Source organism: Sporolactobacillus spathodeae (assembly GCF_016908935.1).
GTDB classification, from domain to species: domain Bacteria; phylum Bacillota; class Bacilli; order Bacillales; family Sporolactobacillaceae; genus Sporolactobacillus; species Sporolactobacillus spathodeae.
Genome location: NZ_JAFBEV010000016.1, coordinates 43561 through 63081, shown reverse-complemented (window position 1 = coordinate 63081; position 19521 = coordinate 43561). Strand labels below are relative to the sequence as shown.

Genomic DNA, 19521 nt, shown 5'->3' with positions numbered 1-19521 from the left:
AGTCGCACCGAATTTCAGGAGTTGCACCAAATCGAGCAAAAGTCGCACCGAATCACGAGAAAGTCGCTCCTAAATCAAAGAAAGTCGCACCGAATCCAAACCCAATTATCGAGCGCCAGTACAAAAAATTTAATGCAGCCCGTGCGCGATCAGCTGGGCTGTGCCGACAGCAAAATTGATGGCGACAACTGTTGCGTTCATCCCGGCATGCATCATCATCGTGACCCAGATGCGACCGGTTCGTTGGTAGACATAGCAGAGGAAGAAGCCAATAACAAAATAGATCAGCGTATGCTGCAGATCCGCATGGAAGACCGCGAAAACAATTGAACTAATGGCCGCCGCCAGAATAAAAGGCATTTTCCGGCGCAAGCCGCCAAAGAAAATTTTGCGAAAAACGACCTCCTCAAGAATTGGACCGATGATGCTGACGGTAAAAATAAACAGCGGCGAATAGCGCGTTAGCTGGATGACATCTTTGGTGTGTGTTGATGCGGCCGGTTGATGAAAAAGAAAGGTATTGATGAAAACAGCCAGAGACTGCAAGGCAAACAACGCGAAAATGCCCAAAATCGCCCATAGGATCGACTCGCTAAGCGTTGCCCGGTCTGCAGCGCGAAGGTGACGTTCCGGCGCCAGCAGCAGCAGGACGGCAAGCAGCGTCAGACCGAAAATAGCTGTGTAGATAATCCCATAGCCGTCGCGCGGGTTGGGAAAAAGTTGGGCTATCGTTTTAAAAAAAGGAATCAGTGGCGAGAGTACGCAGCATACATAGAGCACAACAATTGCGGCATAGCGTTTGACCAATTGAAACACCTCGCATCAATGATAGCCGTCGCGGATCATTTCCGCCGCAAGGGCCATATTGTATTTATTCTAGCATAGTGAAGTAAAGCAAGACATACCAAGCGCCTATGCCTTCATTCTTGTCACTTGTGAAAAATAGAAGAGCAACCGAGAGCCACAGGCTACTTTAGAATCAATAAATTTTAGAGATAGAACTTGCAAAAAAATGTTAATTTGATTATTATATTAAATGGATTAGCACTCAGGAGAAGTGAGTGCTAACAAAGTACTTTACTTAACATTTTTAAGGAGGGTATTTTTCTCATGTTAAAGCCATTAGGTGATCGGATTGTAATCGAACCACAAGAAAAAGAAGAAAAGACAGCAAGTGGCATCGTGCTTCCTGATTCGGCTAAGGAAAAGCCGCAGGAAGGTCATGTGATCGCTGTCGGAACCGGCAAAGTATCCGATAAGGGCGAACGGATCGCTCTGGACGTTAAAGAAGGAGACAAGGTCATCTTTTCAAAATATGCAGGTACAGAAGTAAAATATGACGGCAAGACATATCTCGTTGTTCGTCAAGATGATATTCTTGCAGTTGTTGACTAATTTCGGACCAATAATATTTAGGAGGGACTTTTAACGATGGCAAAAGATATTAAGTTTGGCGAAGAAGCACGCCGCTCGATGCTGCACGGTGTCGATGTGCTAGCGGACGCAGTTAAGGTAACGCTTGGACCGAAAGGCCGTAACGTTGTGCTTGACAAGAAATACGGCTCACCGCTGATTACAAACGACGGTGTGACGATTGCAAAAGAAATCGAACTTGAAGATAAATTTGAAAACATGGGCGCACGCCTTGTTTCCGAAGTTGCGAGCAAGACCAATGACGTTGCCGGTGACGGTACGACGACTGCAACCGTTCTTGCTCAGGCGATGATTCGCGAAGGCCTGAAGAATGTGACTTCCGGCGCTAACCCGATGGGCATCCGCCGCGGTATTGAAAAAGCAACGGCAGCTGCTGTTGAAGGCCTCAAAAAGATTTCCAAACCGATCGAAGGCAAAGCATCGATCGCACAGGTTGCTTCAATTTCCGCAGCTGATGAAAAAGTCGGCGAATTGATCGCTGAAGCTATGGAAAAAGTTGGCAACGATGGTGTCGTTACAATCGAAGAATCCAAAGGCTTCGCAACGGAACTTGACGTTGTTGAAGGGATGCAATTCGATCGCGGCTACGCATCCGCGTACATGGTCACGAACCAGGATAAGATGGAAGCTGAACTCGACAATCCATACATCCTGATCACGGACAAGAAAATCTCGAACATCCAGGAAATCCTGCCTGTTCTTGAAAAAGTTGTGCAGCAAGGTAAAGCAATGCTGATTATCGCTGAAGATGTTGAAGGCGAAGCATTGGCAACGCTCGTTCTGAACAAACTGCGTGGCACGTTCAATGTTGTTGCTGTTAAAGCTCCTGGTTTCGGTGATCGCCGTAAAGCGATGCTCGAAGATATCGCGGTTCTGACTGGCGGTCAAGTAATTACTGGAGACCTTGGCCTTGAATTGAAAGAAACAACGATCGATCAGTTAGGTACGGCTGGCAAGGTCATCGTAACGAAAGATAATACGACGATCGTAGAAGGCGCTGGCGAATCAGATAAGATTGGCGCTCGCGTAAACCAGATTAAAGCACAGCTTGAAGAAACTACTTCTGATTTTGATAAAGAAAAACTGCAAGAACGTCTCGCAAAACTGGCTGGCGGCGTTGCCGTTATCAAAGTTGGCGCGGCTACTGAAACTGAACTCAAAGAACGCAAACTGCGTATTGAAGATGCCCTGAACTCGACCCGCGCGGCCGTTCAGGAAGGTATTGTCGCTGGTGGCGGTACGGCTCTTGCTAACGTCATCAAAGACGTGGCTGCTGTTGATGCAGAAGGCGATGAATTGACTGGCGTAAACATTGTGATTCGTGCGCTGGAAGAACCTGTCCGTCAGATTGGTGAAAACGCTGGCCTTGAAGGTTCAGTAATCGTTGAAAAACTGAAGAACCAGAAACCGGGCATCGGTTATGATGCAGCTAAAGATGTTTGGGTTGACATGATCGAAGTCGGCATCGTAGACCCGACGAAAGTAACACGTTCCGCACTGCAGAACGCTGCTTCCGTATCGGCAATGCTGCTGACGACGGAATGCGTAGTTGCCGATAAACCTGAAGAACATCCAGAACCGGCAATGCCAGCAGGCGGCCCGGGCATGGGTATGATGTAATTCAAAGTAATTGAATGGATGAGCCTGCCCTAACGGCAAGACTTACAAGATATCGTTCCGAAGGGAAAACCTTTCGCGAACGGTATCTTTTTATTTTTGGCTTTTTTACAAATTCAACCGGTTAAGAAAAACACGACATTGGTTAGACACGAAAAAGAGGCAAGGAGGCTAGTCCGCGGCGAGCGAGCAGCCGAAACGTATTTTTGCAAAAACGGGCCAAGTTTTCTTAGCGATTTGTGTTGTTAAGGACGCAGAGTAACCCAAATTTTTAACGCCGCCCCGCCAATTATTAATAGAAAATTCATAATTCATTTGTAGAATATTCGTATACAAAGGAGAGTGATTCAGATGAAAAAGCATGATTCGTATACTCAACTTTTAAAGAAAAGCAGAGAACAGATATGGAAAGACAAGCAGGCGATGGATAAAATCGATCAGAAAATTGATGAAAGACATTTGAACCGGATATTAAAACCGAAATTTGCTTGAAATAATCCCGAATCCCGGGCTGCAACCCGGGACATACATAAAATGAGATGAATTTAGAAAATCGATAGATTATTTCTATCAATCATGCCGAGAGAAGGCGCAGTCAGCAAGCAAAATTGTGATTCGCGATTCAAAAAATTCAAGCGTGACGGCTGCCCGCACCACTAAAAAATGGTAAAGTGGAAAAAGAGTCTAAAGGTAATAGTATGAGGAGTGAAGAAGATGCTGACGTACACGATCTTAGGATCCGGCGCGATGGGGTTGCGTTTCGGCGTATTGCTTCAGGATGCGGGATTCAACGTTGATTTTGTTGATATTTGGGACGAGCAAGTGCAGACAATCAAGGCGCAGGGCGGCGTTTATGTCTCACGCGACGGCGAGAACCGCCATCTTGTGCCCGCTCGAATTTTTACACCGGAAGAATACGAAGGGAATCCAGATGTATTTATTGTTTTTGCGAAGCAGATGCAATTAGCAGATTTGCTCAAGCGTAGCGCGCATTTCATCAAAAGCGATCAATACATTTTCAGCGGGATGAATGGGATGGGCCACATCGAAAAGCTGAATCAGTATTTTGATAAGAATAAAGTGATTGGCGGCACTTGTTTGATAGGAACGGTCTTGAACAAAGCTGGCGATGTCGATTTCATCGGCAAGCGCGGAGCGGGATCAATTAACATGGCTAATCAAACCGAGGAGCCGGACAATACGACCTATCAAATCGTTGAAGATTTCAAAAAAGCTAATCTTAACCCGACATTGACGAAGAATTTCCAGGGAACGTTGATGTCTAAAGTGATTTTTAATTCGGTCGTCAACACACTTTGCACACTGTTTGAAATCAAGATGGGCGAATTTATCTCATTCCCGAAGGCAGACCAACTCGGCTTGCAATTGATTCATGAAGCCTATGACGTTTGTGAGCGTGCCGGTATTCAGTTGCTGACCACCCGTCAGGAAGAATGGGAAACTGTCCGCCACGTAAGCGCAGAGACCAATCCGCTACATTATCCGTCGATGTATCAGGATATGTCGAAGGGCAGGTTGACCGAGGTTGACTATATCAATGGCTATATCTACGATCTCGGTAAGAAATACGATTACGAAGCGTCGACACACCATTTCTTGCGCAATCTTGTTCACTTGGCGGAACATACGCGTCAATTTCGCTAATTTTATAGAGAATGCCGGCAGTGAATGATTCATTGCCGGCATTTTAACGCTTACGACGCGTATTTGGATGTACCTTTTATTCATCTTGTTTTGCTCAATTGTTGGATCACCGAACGGAAAGGATTGAGTCGGCCCATTCGTGCGATGCGTAGCAAACCGTAATCTTCAACAACAAAATAGTTTTTATTATTGATAGAGAGCTCATCACCTTTTTTAAAATGCTTCTTTTTTAAATCGATATCCAGCTGTTTGACGGTATACCATGAGACACGCGAGCTGTCGACAAATTCAATAACATCTACATGACGCAGCATGTGGAGTCCCCCTTACACAAGTCTGAAATTTAATTTTATCACTAAAATGGTGAAAATAAAACGGTTTCCATTTCACCGATGAACAGCGAAACGCTTCACGGACAAGAACTCGATGTCCCATTAGTTATCAATCAGGGTAAGATAATCAGCAAATAACCGAATTATGTTGGTAAGCAACAAGGTAAAAATAAAAAAATTAAGCATAGATTAAGGAAAAAGATTTATTCTTTAATTACGGAAAAACAAGACCCCCCTTTTTTTAAGACCTCTAAAAGGTCTTTTTTTTATGAGCTTGAATGTGAAGGCGGCATGATTTGAAAAATGGGGAACAAAATGAAACGTAGAAACGTATATAAAGTTATGCCTAAGCATGAAGGTGAAACGCTATCCTTGATGCCTATGCCATAAGGCAATCCCCCCAATCGAGCGGTGTCTGAATGTCGAGCTATCGGCCTTGAGACACCCTTTTTATATGCGCTTGTTTCCTTCGGCAAGCAGTCGGAGCTTTCATTCAAAAATTCCTTCAGTAAAAGCAAAAAGTAGGCACCAATTCAGCAAAAATTAGCCAAAACCTAGGTTTTTCTTGAAGATAAGAAATAAGGTTTCATCGTTCAAAGAACTCGTCAAAGTCAAGTTTTCTAATGCGTTCACAATGGACAAGAATTCAGAGGAACTAAGTATAAGAAGAACTAAGGTTTTGCCATCGTTCAGAGAACGCATCAAAACCAAGTTTTTCTAATAATTCCTGCGCAAAAGGGGACACTAAGGGCAAATTGAAAAAAAGGGGTTTTGGCGATGCAACACGCAGGCAACCGATTATCCAAACTGGCCGTTTCTTTGCTGATGGTATTGTCTGTATTCTTTACCAGCACAGCGGCATTGGCTCAGCATCCGACTGAGCATTCATGTACGATGCCGGCGAAAATCAAAATCGTTAAATTAGCGGATCATATTTTTTATCCGGTGATTACCGGCGGTGTGGAGCAACCAAAGATTCAGGGGCAGATCAATCAGACCTTTTTGGATCACGCGAGAAAAGTACAGGAACTGGATAAGAAGTACAAGAAACAATACGAACGCGACCGTTTTATTAGCGCTGCAGGTCCTTATTACGCACAGACGCAGCCCACGATTCGTTATAATCAGCGCTGTCGGCTGAGTGTCTCCTTTGTGGATGAATCGTATACCGGCGGCGCGCACGGCATGCACCTGGAGACTGTGTATAATTACAATTTGCACAGCGGGAAACGCTTGAGCCTCAGCAACATTATCAAAAACAAGAAAGAGCGAGACAAGGTTAACAGCTACTTGAAAAAACAGATGACCCAACTGAAGCAGCAGGGACGCTACGATTTCTTTCTTGATTCTTTTAAAGGTGTAGACGTGAAAAATGGGCAGTTCTATTTTTATGATGAAGGAATTGTGATTGTTTTTCAGGAATACGAGGTTGCGCCTTATTCAAATGGGATCATTCATCTGAAAGTCCCATTCCGCGAATTCAAGACGCCGCATGCGCATCATCACCATGCAGGTTGCCATGAACCTGGATCAGGAGGCTGTGGTTCATCCACTGTGCCGCAGCACTCTCAACCCCGGGAATAAGGTATAACAGGATAAAAAAGATAAATGTAGAAAATCTGGCGTTATTAATCTTTTGTTAATAATTCTCGGCTATTCTATTCATATGGAAGCAGGAAGTAACTTCCCCCCTTTATGATTTAATCTTTGGCCCTTAAAAAGGGCTATTTTTTTTGCTTTTTCTGGCTTGCCTATTCGAAAAGGGCAATAGTCTGCGAAAGACTTCTATTGAAAAAGAGTAAAAAAAAACCTCCACGAGGGAGGAAAAAAAGTAGATCAAAAATTATTTGGATCAATATATGAAGCATCTTTGTCGGTTGCACCAGAGACGCCAGCAACAATTCCATTGCTAGTATACTGCCAGATATCAATATCATTATTATTTAATGATCCAGGTCCTTCATAGGAATCTTTTCCTCTATACCAAGATAACCATACAAGTATTTTTGAAAGTTCTACATTCTTATTTTTTGCGTAATCTTGAACATTTGTCTTTATAGTGCTCAAATTTAAATTATTTTTAAAATAACTTGGTCTAGAGTAAATGCCCAGTTTTGTATACCCATTATCAATCATTTGCTGAAGAAAATCGGTAACGTATGTAGCTATTTTACTATTACCACCATTTTCCTCAACATCTATGAAAACATAATTGGATTTACTGAATCCAGCATCGTTAAGATTTTTAGTAAACCAATTAGCTTCAGATCGCGCAGTTGATTCGTCAGTGGCCCAAAAATAGTGATAGGCTCCAACTTTTAAGGGATGTGGTGTTGCATTTAATGCACCTTGCAAGTTCGATTGTAAGAATTTGTCGCGAACAGTGGTACCTTCAGATGCTTTAATAATTACAAAACTGTAGTTTGCAGCTGAAATTGTATTGAAGGTACTTGAGTTAATTGCCCCTGATTCATTTTGATGATGTGAAATATCAAGCCCGTAACCTAAAATATTGGAGGTTGGTATATTGAATTTATTAATATCCGTTTCGAGATTATAAGACTGTATATAGCCCTCATCGCCATTTGATAGACGCACTCTAGACCAATTAACAGTACCGTTATTCATTTGAACAGCTTTTGTACCAATCACGGTCACTAAAGTTTTTTCACGTAAGGTTGCTTTAACAGACGAATTCGTATCGGCTGATGCATAAATATATCGATTATCGTATCCAATATAAGCAGGAAAATTCGATACTGGTGTATAATCAAGTACTTTCGCAGCCGTATATGCTGGTGCAGATGTTTTCACAGGCGCTGGCGCAGCTGCTTTCACCGGTGCTGGCGCAGCTGCGGCTTTTGGTGGTGTTCCATTTTTGAAGTAGCCGCCCCATGCATAACCCTTCGTGCCGTTGTAGTTGACTTTTAGATAGCCACTGCTTGATCCCGTTACGGTGACCGTGTTGTTCTTGTATAGATACTTGTGTAATGAACTCGGATGGCCGTATTTCTTTCCGGGACCCTTCCATAGATTAATAGATTTTTGGACAACGTACGCGCCGTATGATTTGACCGTGCTTTTCAGCCATTTGGCTTGCACGTAACCTTTGCGGCTACCGTATTGCACGTATCTGTAGCTACCTTTTGCGCCGATGACGGTCACCTTATAGTTCATATACAAGCTGCGGATCTTTCGATAATGGCTGCTTGCTTTGCTGCGCATAACGAGTGAGTAGGATTTCACATAGTTTGTGTATGAGCGGAAGCTGTAACTAGGCGTACTCTTCTTGATGTATTTGGCGTATATGTAACGAGTTTTCCCACCGTAGCTGATCTTTTTCCAGCTTCCCCGAGTTCCGATGACTGTGACTGTAGCGTTCCGATGTAATTTTGCAACGGTGTGAGCGCGTCCACTGGGGCTCGTATGTACTTTTGCTGTACTTACGGTGACACGCGCATGATAGCTAGATGCCGCCTGTGCGGCAGGCTGCCAAGGTCCGACAAGCATTCCTGTGATTAAGGTGAAAAATAACAGAAATACTGCCGAACGTTTTCCAAATCGTTTCACGATTTCTTCCCTCCAGTGATTAATTTTAAAAAATGCCTCCTTTCGCCACCATTTTCCATGTCAAAACGGATCTTTTGTCGCATGGAAGCGATTTTTGTCTCTATTTCTATTAATTATCGGGATTTATCCGCGAGATTTCAAGATTACTAGGTATGAAAAATAGAAAAATTTACAAAGTTTCTTGCAATTTTACAAATGCCTCAACTGCGAAAAAATTGACGGGCGGTGCAAACTCATTTAGTATAAAAGTTAGATGAATAAAGCGGATCAATTTGGAGGAGCCTGTCACCGACGGGCTCTTTTTGCATTTTTTAGGGGGGATTTAATGACGTTTATCCTGCAGCTCGCTCTAATCATAGCGGCCAGTAAGGTTGCTGGACAAATCAGTGTTTGGCTGAAGCAGCCAGCTGTACTTGGCGAATTGCTTGTTGGTGTAGTGCTCGGGCCTGCACTCCTTGGTTGGGTTTCCGATACAGAATTGATTCACATTTTCAGTGAAATTGGCGTTCTTTTACTCATGTTTCTGGCAGGCAACGAAACCCAATTGAAAGTATTGAAAGACAATAGCCGATCGGCCACCGCAGTCGCAGCGGGCGGGATTCTCTTCCCACTCATGTTTGGCGCACTTGCTGGCCTTGCAGCAGGATTGACGTGGAATACATCCTTATTTATTGGCATTGTTCTATCGGCCACATCAGTCAGCATTACGGTTCAGACACTGAAAGAAATGAATCAGCTTCAAGCGCGGGAGAGTACAGCGATTCTTGGTGCGGCTGTCCTTGACGATGTGCTCGTCGTTATCCTGCTGGCATTTGTCTTGAGTTTGTTCGGGCAAGCCTCACAAAGTATCTGGCTCGTTATGGGCGAAAAATTATTGTTCTTTTCTACAGCTATCATGCTTGCCTGGAAAGTCATCCCAACTATTCTTCGCTGGGCGGAACGTTTGCAGGTCACACAGCCGGTTGTCAGCATCGCGGTTGCTTTGGGGCTGCTATTCGCCTGGTATGCGGATTTTCTTGGCGTCGCGGGCATCATTGGCGCCTTTATTGCTGGTCTTTCGATCGGACAAAGCGAATTTCGCGACCGGATTGAACGGACAGTGGAGCCAATTGCCTACAGTATATTTGTTCCGGTATTCTTTACGGGCATCGGCTTAAAGGTTTCGTTTGACGGCCTTCAGGCCTATGGCGTGTTCATCGTTTTATTTACCGTTCTAGCGGTGCTGACCAAATGGTTCGGATCGGCATTTGGTGCCCGCGTGACCGGTTTCAATTGGCTTTCTTCATTTTGCATTGGCGCGGGAATGATTTCACGCGGCGAGGTGGCGTTAATTCTTGCGGCAACGGGCAGTCAGGCAAAATGGCTCACCGACGAGTTATACACAGCCTTGATTCTGATTATTATTTTGTCGACTTTGGCGGCACCGCCTGTGTTGAAATTGATGTTCCGGCACAAGGATAAAATGCCGGTCGGTTAAGGGGATTTAAAAAGGAGTAATGGATAGTGTCTAATCAAGCATGGATCGCAATTATTATATTTTTTATTAGTTATGGTTTCATCATCTCGGAAAAAATCCATCGCACAATTATTGCGATGCTTGGCGCCGCGGCGCTGCTGTTTTTGGGGGTTCTAGATCAAAAAACAGCGATACATTTTATTGACTTCAATACAATTGGGCTGTTAATTGGCATGATGATTCTCGTGTCGCTGCTGTCAAAAACCGGTGTCTTCCAGTTTCTGGCGATTTGGTCCGCGCAGAAAGTGAAAGGACGCCCGCTCGCGCTTCTAATCGCCTTGTCGCTGTTGACCGCGATCGGCTCCGCGTTTCTGGATAACGTCACGACCGTGCTTCTGATCGTTCCGATGACGTTCAGCATCGCGAAAAGGCTTGGCATTTTACCGACACCTTTTCTGATTTCCGAAGTTTTCATGTCGAATATTGGCGGCACCGCGACAATGATTGGCGATCCGCCGAACATTATGATCGGCAGCGCGGTACCAACACTCAGTTTCCTCGATTTTATCACCAATTTGGCGCCAGTGATTGGCATCGTTGCTGCAGCCACGCTGCTGTTTCTTAGCTTGATCTTCCGCCATGCACTGCACGCCACTGAGGAAGCGCGCGAGAAGTTGCAGCAACTTCATGCGGCGGATGAATTACGTGATAAAAAACTGATGATTCAATCGTTGGCTGTTTTAGGGCTGACGATAACGGCTTTCTTCTTTCATGGTACCCTACATGTGGAAACTGCCACGATTGCGCTGACGGGTGCTTTCTTTTTGCTGCTGCTGACTGGCGAGCAGCATTTGGCGCAAGCATTGGCGGCTGTTGAATGGCCAACACTGTTCTTTTTTATTGGCTTGTTCCTTCTTGTCGGCGGACTTGTTCAGACAGGTGTGATCCGCATGCTGGCGGCTGAGGCGGTCAGCTGGACAGGCGGACGTCCGCTACCGACGGCGTTGCTCGTGCTATGGTTCAGTGCCTTTGCCTCTGCCTTTGTCGACAATATTCCTTATGTGGCAACGATGATTCCACTTATCCAGGATATGGGTAAAATGGGCTTGGAAAACATGGAACCAATTTGGTGGAGTTTGTCTCTTGGCGCCTGTCTTGGCGGTAATGGTTTGCTGATCGGTGCCAGCGCGAATTTGGTCGTTGCGGGTCTTGCCGCGCAAAAGGGTCACCGGATAACTTTTTTCAGTTTTATGAAGATTGGCATGCCAGTGATGCTACTGTCGATCGTCATTTCTAGCATTTATATTGTACTGCGCTACTTTCTGCTCTAGTGAACGTGCGGTGCCCTTGCATAAAAAAAACGCCATAATCGGCGTTAAGAATGGCTAGAATTAAATAGAATAACCAATGTCTATGTCTAGGCTTCCAGAAGTGTCAAATCCGTCGATTGTTCCAGTACTTGTATATTGCCAGATATCGGCGTTGGTTCCAAGGGTCTCGTTGTATCGCGCCAGCCAAATTTTCGTTGCAGTTGGCCAGGTCGACGTGTGATTTTGCAAATAGCTTGTCCAGGACGAATAGTTGGAATAAACGCCTATTTTAGCTTGACCTGAGCTTGTTAATTCATTTAGAAAATAACTAATGGATGAAACAGCATTATTTTCCCACCAAGCGGTTGTAATGCCATTGCTTTTTGTAGCCTCCACGTCTTCAAAGGCATACCCATCAAAAGTATAACCGGTCTCTGCTTTTGTCTGGCTGAGAACAGAGGCGAAATGCGCAGCTTCTGCACGAGGAGTGGCGGAAGAAGTCGACGAATTGCCAATTACGTGATAGGCATGGACAGAAAGCCCGGCGTTTTTCGCGTATTTATAGTAAGTATAGAAGGTGGGATCTGTATAGGTTGTTCCTTCACTTGCTTTTAAAATAACAAAACTATAACCAGCGGATCGAAGACTGTTAAAGCTAGTTTGTGTCAAGGATTGATAATGGCTGACATCAACCCCCTTCGTTGTCGTCACCAGATCTTTGGATACAGTCGTTGGGGTACAGGAAGACGTCACAATCCATCCATTACGCGATGTGCCAATAACATGTACGTGATAGCGATTATTCGCAGTTTCCTTGACGTAAACCTTCTTAGTAACAGCTAATGTAGTCAGGGGTGTCGTGCCAGTTGCTGTACTAAAAAGCGGTGTGCTCGTATAAATCGTTTTCTTAATTAAGGTAGAGACGAGGTTATAATTCTTAATATAGCCGTATGTACCATCGACTTTAACGAGCGTGCGTTGATTGGAAGAACCAAATGCTTGGACTGACGTGCCGCTGTTCAGCGTCATTCTATGCGTGGATCCTGTTGAAGATGTATAAAGATACGATCCTGTCCATGTATACTTCGTTGACGGTGCCGTGAAATGATTGGCGGCGACGTAACCGGAATAGCTTGTGCCGATATAATGGACGAGGTACATGCCGTTTATCCGGCTAGAACTTTTCAGATAGACAGACTTACCGGCACGTAGTGAGGCAATATAGGCGCCTATCTTGGCCTGTTTATACACTTTCGAACCGAAAAAATCGGTCTTTTTGATCTTCGCAGTGGCTAGATTGTAGGCTTTGATATAACCTGTTTTCGTGCCCACCTTGACGTGATACCTGCTGTGCGATTTTCCGTAATTGATGACCTGAACGCCGCTATAAACCGTTGTGGAATAACTTGTACCCGTGGCAGTTTTGTAAAGCCTTGAAGGCATCCATGTGTATAATGAGGATGCCGCATGGGCCGGCTGAACCGTTCCATAGAAAGTGAAAAACATAAATCCGAGAATGATTGATGCAAGCAACTTCTTTTTCACTGCAGACCGTAAGCCTCCTTTTCAATGTTTAATAGATTCCAATTTTTTCTACCCTCCTTTCTTATAAAAAAATATTATAAAGATCGATTGTTAAAATTTGCTATAAAAATAATGACAGACGCATTAAAATTGGATGTCTTTTACAAGTGGTACGAAATAATCCAGCGGGTTCTTTGTGTAGCGATGATCCTTTTTTTGACTTGCCCTTGTGCGGGTGGATTGATAAAATGAAAACATAGTGCCTGTTTTCTTTTGTCGAAAACAAAGATGATTTGTCGTCCGATGTTTCAAAAGGGCGGCATCTCGAAGAATTTGCTGAAACAGTTAAATGATCTGAGTGATATTAAATAGAACGGGGTGCTTCAAAGGAATGGGACAGCCGAATAATTTGATTATCGTGATGGACTTTGGCGGTCAGTACAATCAGCTGATTGCTCGCCGAATCCGCGACTTGGGCGTCTACAGTGAACTGATGCCGAATACACTGACGGCGGCGCAGATTAAGGAGAAACAGCCAAAGGGTATTATTTTTTCCGGCGGACCGAATAGTGTCTATGGCGAGGGTGCGCCAAAATGCGACCCGGATATCTTTGAACTGGGTATTCCGGTTCTCGGCATTTGCTACGGCATGCAATTGATGAGCGTTCATTTCGGTGCGGATGTGGCACGCGCGTCGCATCGCGAGTACGGTAAAGCGGATATTTCCGCTGACACCACAAGCACGCTTTTCGCCGGCCTGCCGGCGGAACAGAACGTATGGATGAGCCATGGCGATTTGGTCAAGACACCGCCAGCCGGTTTCAAGGTTGAAGCGCGCAGTGAATCCTGCCCGGTCGCAGCGATGAGTGATGCTGCCAAGAAATTATACGGCGTTCAGTTCCATCCAGAAGTGCGTCATACGAAATACGGCATTGAATTATTAAGCAATTTTATTTTCAAAATCTGCGGCGCTGAAAAGAGCTGGTCGATGGAACACTTCATCGACGAACAGGTCGAGAAAATCCGCGCTCAAGTCGGCAACGGCCAAGTGCTCTGCGCGCTAAGCGGCGGCGTTGATTCTTCCGTAGCGGCTGCGCTCGTGCATAAAGCGATCGGCGATCAGCTGACTTGCGTGTTCGTCAATCACGGGCTGCTGCGCAAAGGCGAAGCCGAAGGCGTTGTTGAAACGTTCAAGAACCGCTTCCATATGAACTTCGTTTACGTCGATGCGTCGAAACGCTTCCTCGATAAACTGGAAGGCATCAGTGATCCAGAACGCAAACGCAAAATTATTGGCAATGAATTTATCTATCTTTTCGAAGAAGAAGCACAGAAATTAAGCGATATCGATTGGCTCGTTCAAGGCACGCTTTATACGGACGTGGTCGAAAGCGGCGCCGGCGGTTCCTCGCAGACGATTAAATCGCACCATAACGTCGGCGGCCTGCCAGAAGACATGACCTTCAAACTGATCGAACCGCTCAACACGCTGTTCAAAGACGAAGTCCGCAAGCTCGGCAGCGAACTTGGTTTGGCTGACGACATCGTTTGGCGCCAGCCGTTCCCAGGTCCGGGTCTCGGTATCCGCGTGCTCGGCGCGATCGACGAAGAAAAACTTGCAATCGTCCGCGAATCCGACGCGATTCTCCGTGAAGAAGTCAAAAACGCCGGACTCGAACGCGACATCTGGCAATACTTCACCGTGCTGCCGAATATCCAGAGCGTCGGCGTCATGGGCGACGGCCGAACATACGATCACTGCATCGCGATCCGCGCCGTCACCTCAATCGACGGCATGACCTCCGATTGGGCGCGGATTCCGTGGGATGTACTCGAAAAAATCTCGACACGCATCGTCAACGAAGTCGAACACGTCAACCGCATCGTCTATGACATCACCTCAAAGCCACCGGCAACGATTGAGTGGGAATAATGGAAAATTACACATGCAAAGTCGTTGATAATACAACGTATTAACGGTTATTGTTAATTTTCAAAGTAAAGCCCGCAACGATTAAGACTCTCTTCAATTCAAACGAATGAAGGGAGTTTTTCTTATGCAGTTGAAAGAGTTACGCAGGAATACCTGCTTGATCTTAATTAAACATTGTTTGAATGCAGTAAAGGGAGTGATTGATAGCCTGATTCTATTGCCTCCCCTCTTGCATCCAGTGCTGTAGGATACGGTTGATGTGGATTCTTTTGACCTTTTTAAAATTACGTGATTTGGAACTTCTTTTTCAGAGCATCGGAGAAACGCTAACTGTAACATCATGATTATACAGTGTCCCTTTCGAACGGCCTTTCACTACTGGGAAGACCTTCTACAACGTTGACACAAACTTATTTTGATGGTGCTATTCGATTGTGTAATAAGGATACAGAACTTATTTCTATCAAAATGGCCGATGTGAACACAACAGATATTGGATTCATGGCAAAGGCTCAAAGAACGAACAATTTACATTTGTCCCATTCTAAAGCACGAGTTACTCAAATATCAGGTCTGAAGAGCTGAACTTTCCAAACACGAAGATGATCTTGAAATTGAAGACTATCTCTACCTAAATCAGTCAGCACGCCAGTTAAGTTATTTACGTATCAATAAGATTTTGAATGAGCATGTAGCTAATTCTGGTGCCCGAAACGAGATTTTGAAACATTCCTCACACGTGCCGTCACTGCTTTGTCCAGAAGCAATTGTGCAAAAGTAATGATTTATATAGTATCTCTCGATTAATGGGGCACTGGGACACATTACTTCAGCATATTTACGAGTCTTACAAGATGATGAAACGTTCGGAAGAGTATTAAGACACATCCTCACTTATGATACTAGGTCAGTGAACTAAATAGTATGGAATCGTTATGGAACACACGTTCGATTTGTAGTATAATTTCAGTTAACTTTTACGAGGGGGAATGATCATAATTCGATTGAATATATTCAAGCTGTTTCACCATATATGGTAATGAGCGATGGAGATGTTGATGTTGGTAATAATATGAAAATAAAGTTTAATAAGATATATGACGCTTTACGGCTTGGAAAGGGATACTATGAATTGATTGGTGTGAATGAAGATGATGTAGAGGTGATATTCCGCTTTAATAATGCAGCCTTTTTGCATAACTACAGTATCGCTGATCTATTTGATATGAACTTGACCTTATATGGTATGGAATCCGGTAGGAAGAATCCAGAGCAATTGGACTTTGAGTATTACATGGACAGCTTGAGTTCTGAGCAAGTTGCCGCTTCAATTAATGAACCGTCGGAAAAGACTAAACAATTAGTTATGTTTGATATCGTACTCGCGGGAGTAGAGTCTAGAGTCTAATGGAAAAAATTAAAATTATCTTTGGTCCTTCCAGTTTCTTTACGTCTCGGATTAAGGACAACAAAATGTTGTTGGCAGAGTACGTCACCTTCTACGACCAAGTGCTTCACAATGTTGTAGAAAAGGCGGAGAAAGCTGATTTCGAGAAAAAGCTAAGAGGAAAAACGCTTGTAGGTGCAGCTAATTCTTTCTCGCAACTGACAGCTGGAGCGGTTCAGACCTTTTATGAATTAATGAGTATGCCCATTGAATCGCTAATGCCATTTACTTACAGAATCCCCCGCAGACAATTATTCAGCAGATGAAAGAAATGTACGCTGATGAAGTTGAGATAATTTCCTATTCTTATCCAGACCTGACACTGGATGTGTTGAATAAGTTTCATCGGGAATATGATCGAGAAGTATTGGGACAACATAGCGCTGAGAGAAGAATACTTGAATCTTTGTACCAGTATCATCATTCCCCTAACCATTCTAAGCCGTTAGTTTTAATGTTTTACGGACCTTCTGGTGTTGGAAAAACAGAAACAGCAAAATTCCTTAGTCGTCTTCTTGATGGCAAATTGATGCGCCAGCAGTTATCTATGTTTCAGAATCAGACCGCATATGATTATCTATTTGGTTCTTCGACCAGTCAGCGAAGTTTTGCTAGAGATATTAGTAATCGTGAAAGCAATGTTGTCCTGTTGGATGAATTTGATAAGGTTAATCCATTATTGTACAGTGCCTTCTATCAGATATTCGACGAAGGCATATACTGTGATACTAACTACGAGGTAAAGACAGAGAATATGATTATCATCTGTACCTCAAACTTTGAATCGGAATTGGAAATAAGAAGAATTATGGGGAATGCCATGTATTATAGGTTCGATTCCTTCATTAGATTCAACAAACTGTCACAAGAAGCCATGCAGAAAGTAGCATCAGGGGTTTTGAATGTAATTTGGTCGCAATTAACTAAGGCTGAAAAACATACCGTGGGTCGAAAAAGAGACCTGAAGGAGGTCTTTGTTGAGAACATCAAGCTGTACAAGAATTATCGTCATGCAGAACGACTAATGAATCAATATGTGTATTCACGCCTTGTCTCAAAACGAATCTTTCATGAAAAGTAAAATAGTTAATCTTGTTCAATGCGTGGTCGTTTCGATCGTTGAATTTATACATCAATCGTCACGCCCGTTGCCTGCAATTCGTCGAGTAGTTAAAGGGCTTCTATTGAAGTACAGCGGGGCTGGATTAAGAAGTGATTGAATCAAAGTAGGGTTTGCTAAACTAATAGATATTTTTTTAGTGAATCTATAGCTTATGCCATGGAGAATTTAAGGAAAACGAATGTATGTTCCTGAACAAATAACAAAAGTGCAGAGAAACCTGGGGCGTCTCTCAAGGTTTATCACCGTATAGATACGAATTAGGAAAAAACGGCGTTTGCTTTCTTAAATACCGGGGCATAGTGTTCTTCAACCTTCTACCAAGGAATGATTTGGGCGAGCCATACCCAACAATTGTCTTTATCCAAAATTCCACCAAAAGGAAGTAAGAAGTCTTCTGACAATGTAAGCTGATGCTCCTGATATTTATGCGATTTATTCGCCTCATGTGCAAGGCTTTTTTCAGAAAATGCCAGGAGATAGAGAGTTTCTTTTTACATATTAATTCGACAAAAGCGTTCAAAGATCATGGTGTATCACATTATTTTTATATTCAACAAGGCATAGTTAGAGGGAAAAGATATCTATTTTGAATTAGATTGTAATATTTCCCCATAAAGCCCATTGCTGGATTTATTCAGAGGGGCTTGTTAGTAAAATATCCATTGACTAAAAAAGCTAAAGTCATTTATAATTGGGTTGTTAAAAATATTTTAAACAAAAAGGTGGTTTTATGCTTATCAATAAAACTGCTGTAAAGACAGCCATGAAGAAGAAAAATATCTCTACTCAAACAGAATTAGCTGAAAGACTTAGAATGAATAAAAGTCAATTATCACAAATGCTTTCTGAAGGTTTTAGCCCTATTAAAACAAATGTATTAAAGTTAATGAAGGAATTGGATATATCATATAAAGAAATCATTATCGAAGAAACAGGTGATGGAATGCCTACTTTTTCTAACGCATTTATAGTGGCTGAACCTACAGAACAGTTGGATCTATTTGAGACAAACACTATCAATCGTTTTGATTATCGTCTAGATGAGTATGAAGATGTTAGAAATACAGTACCTCAACATACATATACTTTAGTTGAGACATTTGCAGGTGCAGGGGGATTGTCTCTAGGATTAGAACAAGCTGGATTGGATTCAATAGCTGATATTGAGCTAGATCATCAGGCTTGTGAGACTTTACGCCATAATCGCCCTACTTGGAATGTTATGGAAGAAGATATTAATGAAATTGCTAGACTGGGGATTCGTAATCATAAACAGTTTAATTTTGATGGTGAACTTGACGTATTATCGGGTGGATACCCTTGTCAAAGTTTTAGTTATGCTGGCTTGAGACACGGATTGGATGATACTAGGGGTACACTTTTTTATCCATACTCCCAATTGTTAAACCAACTGCAACCTAAGGTCTTTATTGCAGAGAATGTAAAAGGATTAGTAAACCATGATAATGGTAGAACTTTAGAAACTATGATACAAGTATTTGAAGAAGCAGGTTATCATGTTGTTTGGAATATTTTAAACGCTTGGAATTATAGTGTCGCACAAAAGAGAGAACGAATAGTAATAATAGGCATTCGAAACGATCTATATCAGAAACAAAAAAAATCTTTCAAATTTCCCAAATCGCATGTCTATAAGCCTGTCTTAAATGATATTCTACGTAATGTCCCTAAAAGTTTAGGTGCTACTTATCCTCAAAGTAAAGTTAAGATTCTTGATTTAGTACCTCCTGGTGGCTGTTGGGTTGATTTACCTGATGAAATCGCTAAAAAATATATGGGAGCTTCTTATAACTCAGGTGGGGGTCGGCGAGGAATGGCGAGAAGATTATCTTGGAATGAACCGTCACTTACACTAACTACTTCACCAGCTCAAAAGCAAACTGAACGCTGCCACCCAGAAAAAACTAGGCCCTTTACAATTAGAGAGTATGCTAGAATACAAAGTTTTCCAGATAGCTGGCAGTTTGTTGGTAGCATGGGAAATCAATATAAACAGATTGGGAACGCCGTTCCTGTGAATTTAGCAAAAGCAATTGGTCAATCAGTTATCAACTATTTAAATCAATTTTAATAAAAAATAAGTATCAAT

16 protein-coding genes are annotated in these 19521 nt (G+C 43.2%); 12 read left to right on the top strand and 4 right to left on the bottom strand.

What is annotated here, in order from left to right:
* Nucleotides 1–129 precede the first annotated feature (129 nt).
* The gene (locus tag JOC27_RS09140) at nt 130–807 is read right to left on the bottom strand and encodes a CPBP family intramembrane glutamic endopeptidase (RefSeq protein WP_205006989.1); all 678 of its coding nucleotides are present in this window, start codon (nt 805–807) and stop codon (nt 130–132) included.
* Between the two features lie 303 nt (nt 808–1110).
* Between JOC27_RS09140 and groES the strand changes: the two genes are divergently transcribed.
* The 4 genes from groES to JOC27_RS09120 all read left to right on the top strand — a co-directional run bounded on the left by groES (nt 1111) and on the right by JOC27_RS09120 (nt 4716).
* Nucleotides 1111–1395 (top strand): co-chaperone GroES, encoded by a 285-nt coding sequence (groES, locus tag JOC27_RS09135; protein WP_205006988.1) that lies wholly within the window; start codon nt 1111–1113, stop codon nt 1393–1395.
* A 36-nt stretch (nt 1396–1431) separates the two neighbouring features.
* Entirely contained in the window at nt 1432–3054 is a 1623-nt protein-coding gene (gene groL / locus JOC27_RS09130; RefSeq protein WP_205006987.1) for a chaperonin GroEL, read from the top strand.
* A 348-nt stretch (nt 3055–3402) separates the two neighbouring features.
* Entirely contained in the window at nt 3403–3543 is a 141-nt protein-coding gene (locus JOC27_RS09125) for an FbpB family small basic protein (RefSeq protein WP_205006986.1), read from the top strand.
* 222 nt (nt 3544–3765) lie between these two features.
* Complete coding sequence (locus tag JOC27_RS09120) at nt 3766–4716, top strand: ketopantoate reductase family protein (protein WP_205006985.1); 951 nt, start codon at nt 3766–3768, stop codon at nt 4714–4716.
* Between the two features lie 80 nt (nt 4717–4796).
* Here JOC27_RS09120 and JOC27_RS09115 read toward each other — a convergent pair whose 3' ends face one another.
* On the bottom strand, nt 4797–5030 hold the full coding sequence (locus JOC27_RS09115) for a hypothetical protein (RefSeq protein ID WP_205006984.1): 234 nt from the start codon (nt 5028–5030) through the stop codon (nt 4797–4799).
* 795 nt (nt 5031–5825) lie between these two features.
* Here JOC27_RS09115 and JOC27_RS09110 point away from each other — a divergent pair.
* Nucleotides 5826–6632 carry a DUF3298 and DUF4163 domain-containing protein gene (locus tag JOC27_RS09110; RefSeq protein WP_205006983.1) on the top strand — a complete coding sequence of 269 codons (807 nt, stop codon included), beginning with the start codon at nt 5826–5828 and terminating at the stop codon, nt 6630–6632.
* Nucleotides 6633–6884: 252 nt separating this feature from the next.
* Here the strand turns inward: JOC27_RS09110 and JOC27_RS13610 are convergent, their stop codons facing one another.
* Nucleotides 6885–8618, bottom strand: a complete 1734-nt coding sequence (locus JOC27_RS13610; RefSeq protein ID WP_205006982.1) for a GH25 family lysozyme — start codon at nt 8616–8618, stop codon at nt 6885–6887.
* A gap of 325 nt (nt 8619–8943) precedes the next feature.
* Here JOC27_RS13610 and JOC27_RS09100 point away from each other — a divergent pair, with 325 nt between their 5' ends.
* Both JOC27_RS09100 and JOC27_RS09095 read left to right on the top strand, forming a co-directional pair.
* Nucleotides 8944–10095, top strand: a complete 1152-nt coding sequence (locus JOC27_RS09100; protein WP_205006981.1) for a cation:proton antiporter — start codon at nt 8944–8946, stop codon at nt 10093–10095.
* A 26-nt stretch (nt 10096–10121) separates the two neighbouring features.
* Nucleotides 10122–11405 carry an SLC13 family permease gene (locus JOC27_RS09095; RefSeq protein WP_205006980.1) on the top strand — a complete coding sequence of 428 codons (1284 nt, stop codon included), beginning with the start codon at nt 10122–10124 and terminating at the stop codon, nt 11403–11405.
* A gap of 60 nt (nt 11406–11465) precedes the next feature.
* Here the strand turns inward: JOC27_RS09095 and JOC27_RS09090 are convergent, their stop codons facing one another.
* Nucleotides 11466–12929 (bottom strand): glycoside hydrolase family 25 protein, encoded by a 1464-nt coding sequence (locus JOC27_RS09090; protein ID WP_338062795.1) that lies wholly within the window; start codon nt 12927–12929, stop codon nt 11466–11468.
* A gap of 370 nt (nt 12930–13299) precedes the next feature.
* Here JOC27_RS09090 and guaA point away from each other — a divergent pair, with 370 nt between their 5' ends.
* The 5 genes from guaA (at nt 13300) to JOC27_RS09065 (ending at nt 19503) form a co-directional block, all read left to right on the top strand.
* Nucleotides 13300–14841, top strand: a complete 1542-nt coding sequence (gene guaA, locus JOC27_RS09085; RefSeq protein ID WP_205006979.1) for a glutamine-hydrolyzing GMP synthase — start codon at nt 13300–13302, stop codon at nt 14839–14841.
* Nucleotides 14842–15874: 1033 nt separating this feature from the next.
* Nucleotides 15875–16249, top strand: a complete 375-nt coding sequence (locus JOC27_RS09080) for a DUF6414 family protein (RefSeq protein WP_205006978.1) — start codon at nt 15875–15877, stop codon at nt 16247–16249.
* Entirely contained in the window at nt 16249–16554 is a 306-nt protein-coding gene (locus tag JOC27_RS09075; protein WP_205006977.1) for a hypothetical protein, read from the top strand. Before JOC27_RS09080 ends, JOC27_RS09075 begins: the two co-directional genes overlap by 1 nt.
* 5 nt (nt 16555–16559) lie before the next feature.
* On the top strand, nt 16560–17369 hold the full coding sequence (locus tag JOC27_RS09070) for an AAA family ATPase (RefSeq protein WP_205006976.1): 810 nt from the start codon (nt 16560–16562) through the stop codon (nt 17367–17369).
* 772 nt (nt 17370–18141) lie between these two features.
* Complete coding sequence (locus JOC27_RS09065; protein WP_205006975.1) at nt 18142–19503, top strand: DNA cytosine methyltransferase; 1362 nt, start codon at nt 18142–18144, stop codon at nt 19501–19503.
* Nucleotides 19504–19521 lie beyond the last annotated feature (18 nt).

Coding starts and splice junctions, on each gene's coding strand:
- groES (WP_205006988.1), top strand. CDS start 1,111: ATGTTAAAGCCATTAGGTGATCGGATTGTAATCGAACCACAAGAAAAA.
- groL (WP_205006987.1), top strand. CDS start 1,432: ATGGCAAAAGATATTAAGTTTGGCGAAGAAGCACGCCGCTCGATGCTG.
- JOC27_RS09125 (WP_205006986.1), top strand. CDS start 3,403: ATGAAAAAGCATGATTCGTATACTCAACTTTTAAAGAAAAGCAGAGAA.
- JOC27_RS09120 (WP_205006985.1), top strand. CDS start 3,766: ATGCTGACGTACACGATCTTAGGATCCGGCGCGATGGGGTTGCGTTTC.
- JOC27_RS09115 (WP_205006984.1), bottom strand. CDS start 5,030: ATGCTGCGTCATGTAGATGTTATTGAATTTGTCGACAGCTCGCGTGTC.
- JOC27_RS09110 (WP_205006983.1), top strand. CDS start 5,826: ATGCAACACGCAGGCAACCGATTATCCAAACTGGCCGTTTCTTTGCTG.
- JOC27_RS09100 (WP_205006981.1), top strand. CDS start 8,944: ATGACGTTTATCCTGCAGCTCGCTCTAATCATAGCGGCCAGTAAGGTT.
- guaA (WP_205006979.1), top strand. CDS start 13,300: ATGGGACAGCCGAATAATTTGATTATCGTGATGGACTTTGGCGGTCAG.
- JOC27_RS09080 (WP_205006978.1), top strand. CDS start 15,875: ATGGTAATGAGCGATGGAGATGTTGATGTTGGTAATAATATGAAAATA.
- JOC27_RS09075 (WP_205006977.1), top strand. CDS start 16,249: ATGGAAAAAATTAAAATTATCTTTGGTCCTTCCAGTTTCTTTACGTCT.
- JOC27_RS09070 (WP_205006976.1), top strand. CDS start 16,560: ATGTACGCTGATGAAGTTGAGATAATTTCCTATTCTTATCCAGACCTG.
- JOC27_RS09065 (WP_205006975.1), top strand. CDS start 18,142: ATGCTTATCAATAAAACTGCTGTAAAGACAGCCATGAAGAAGAAAAAT.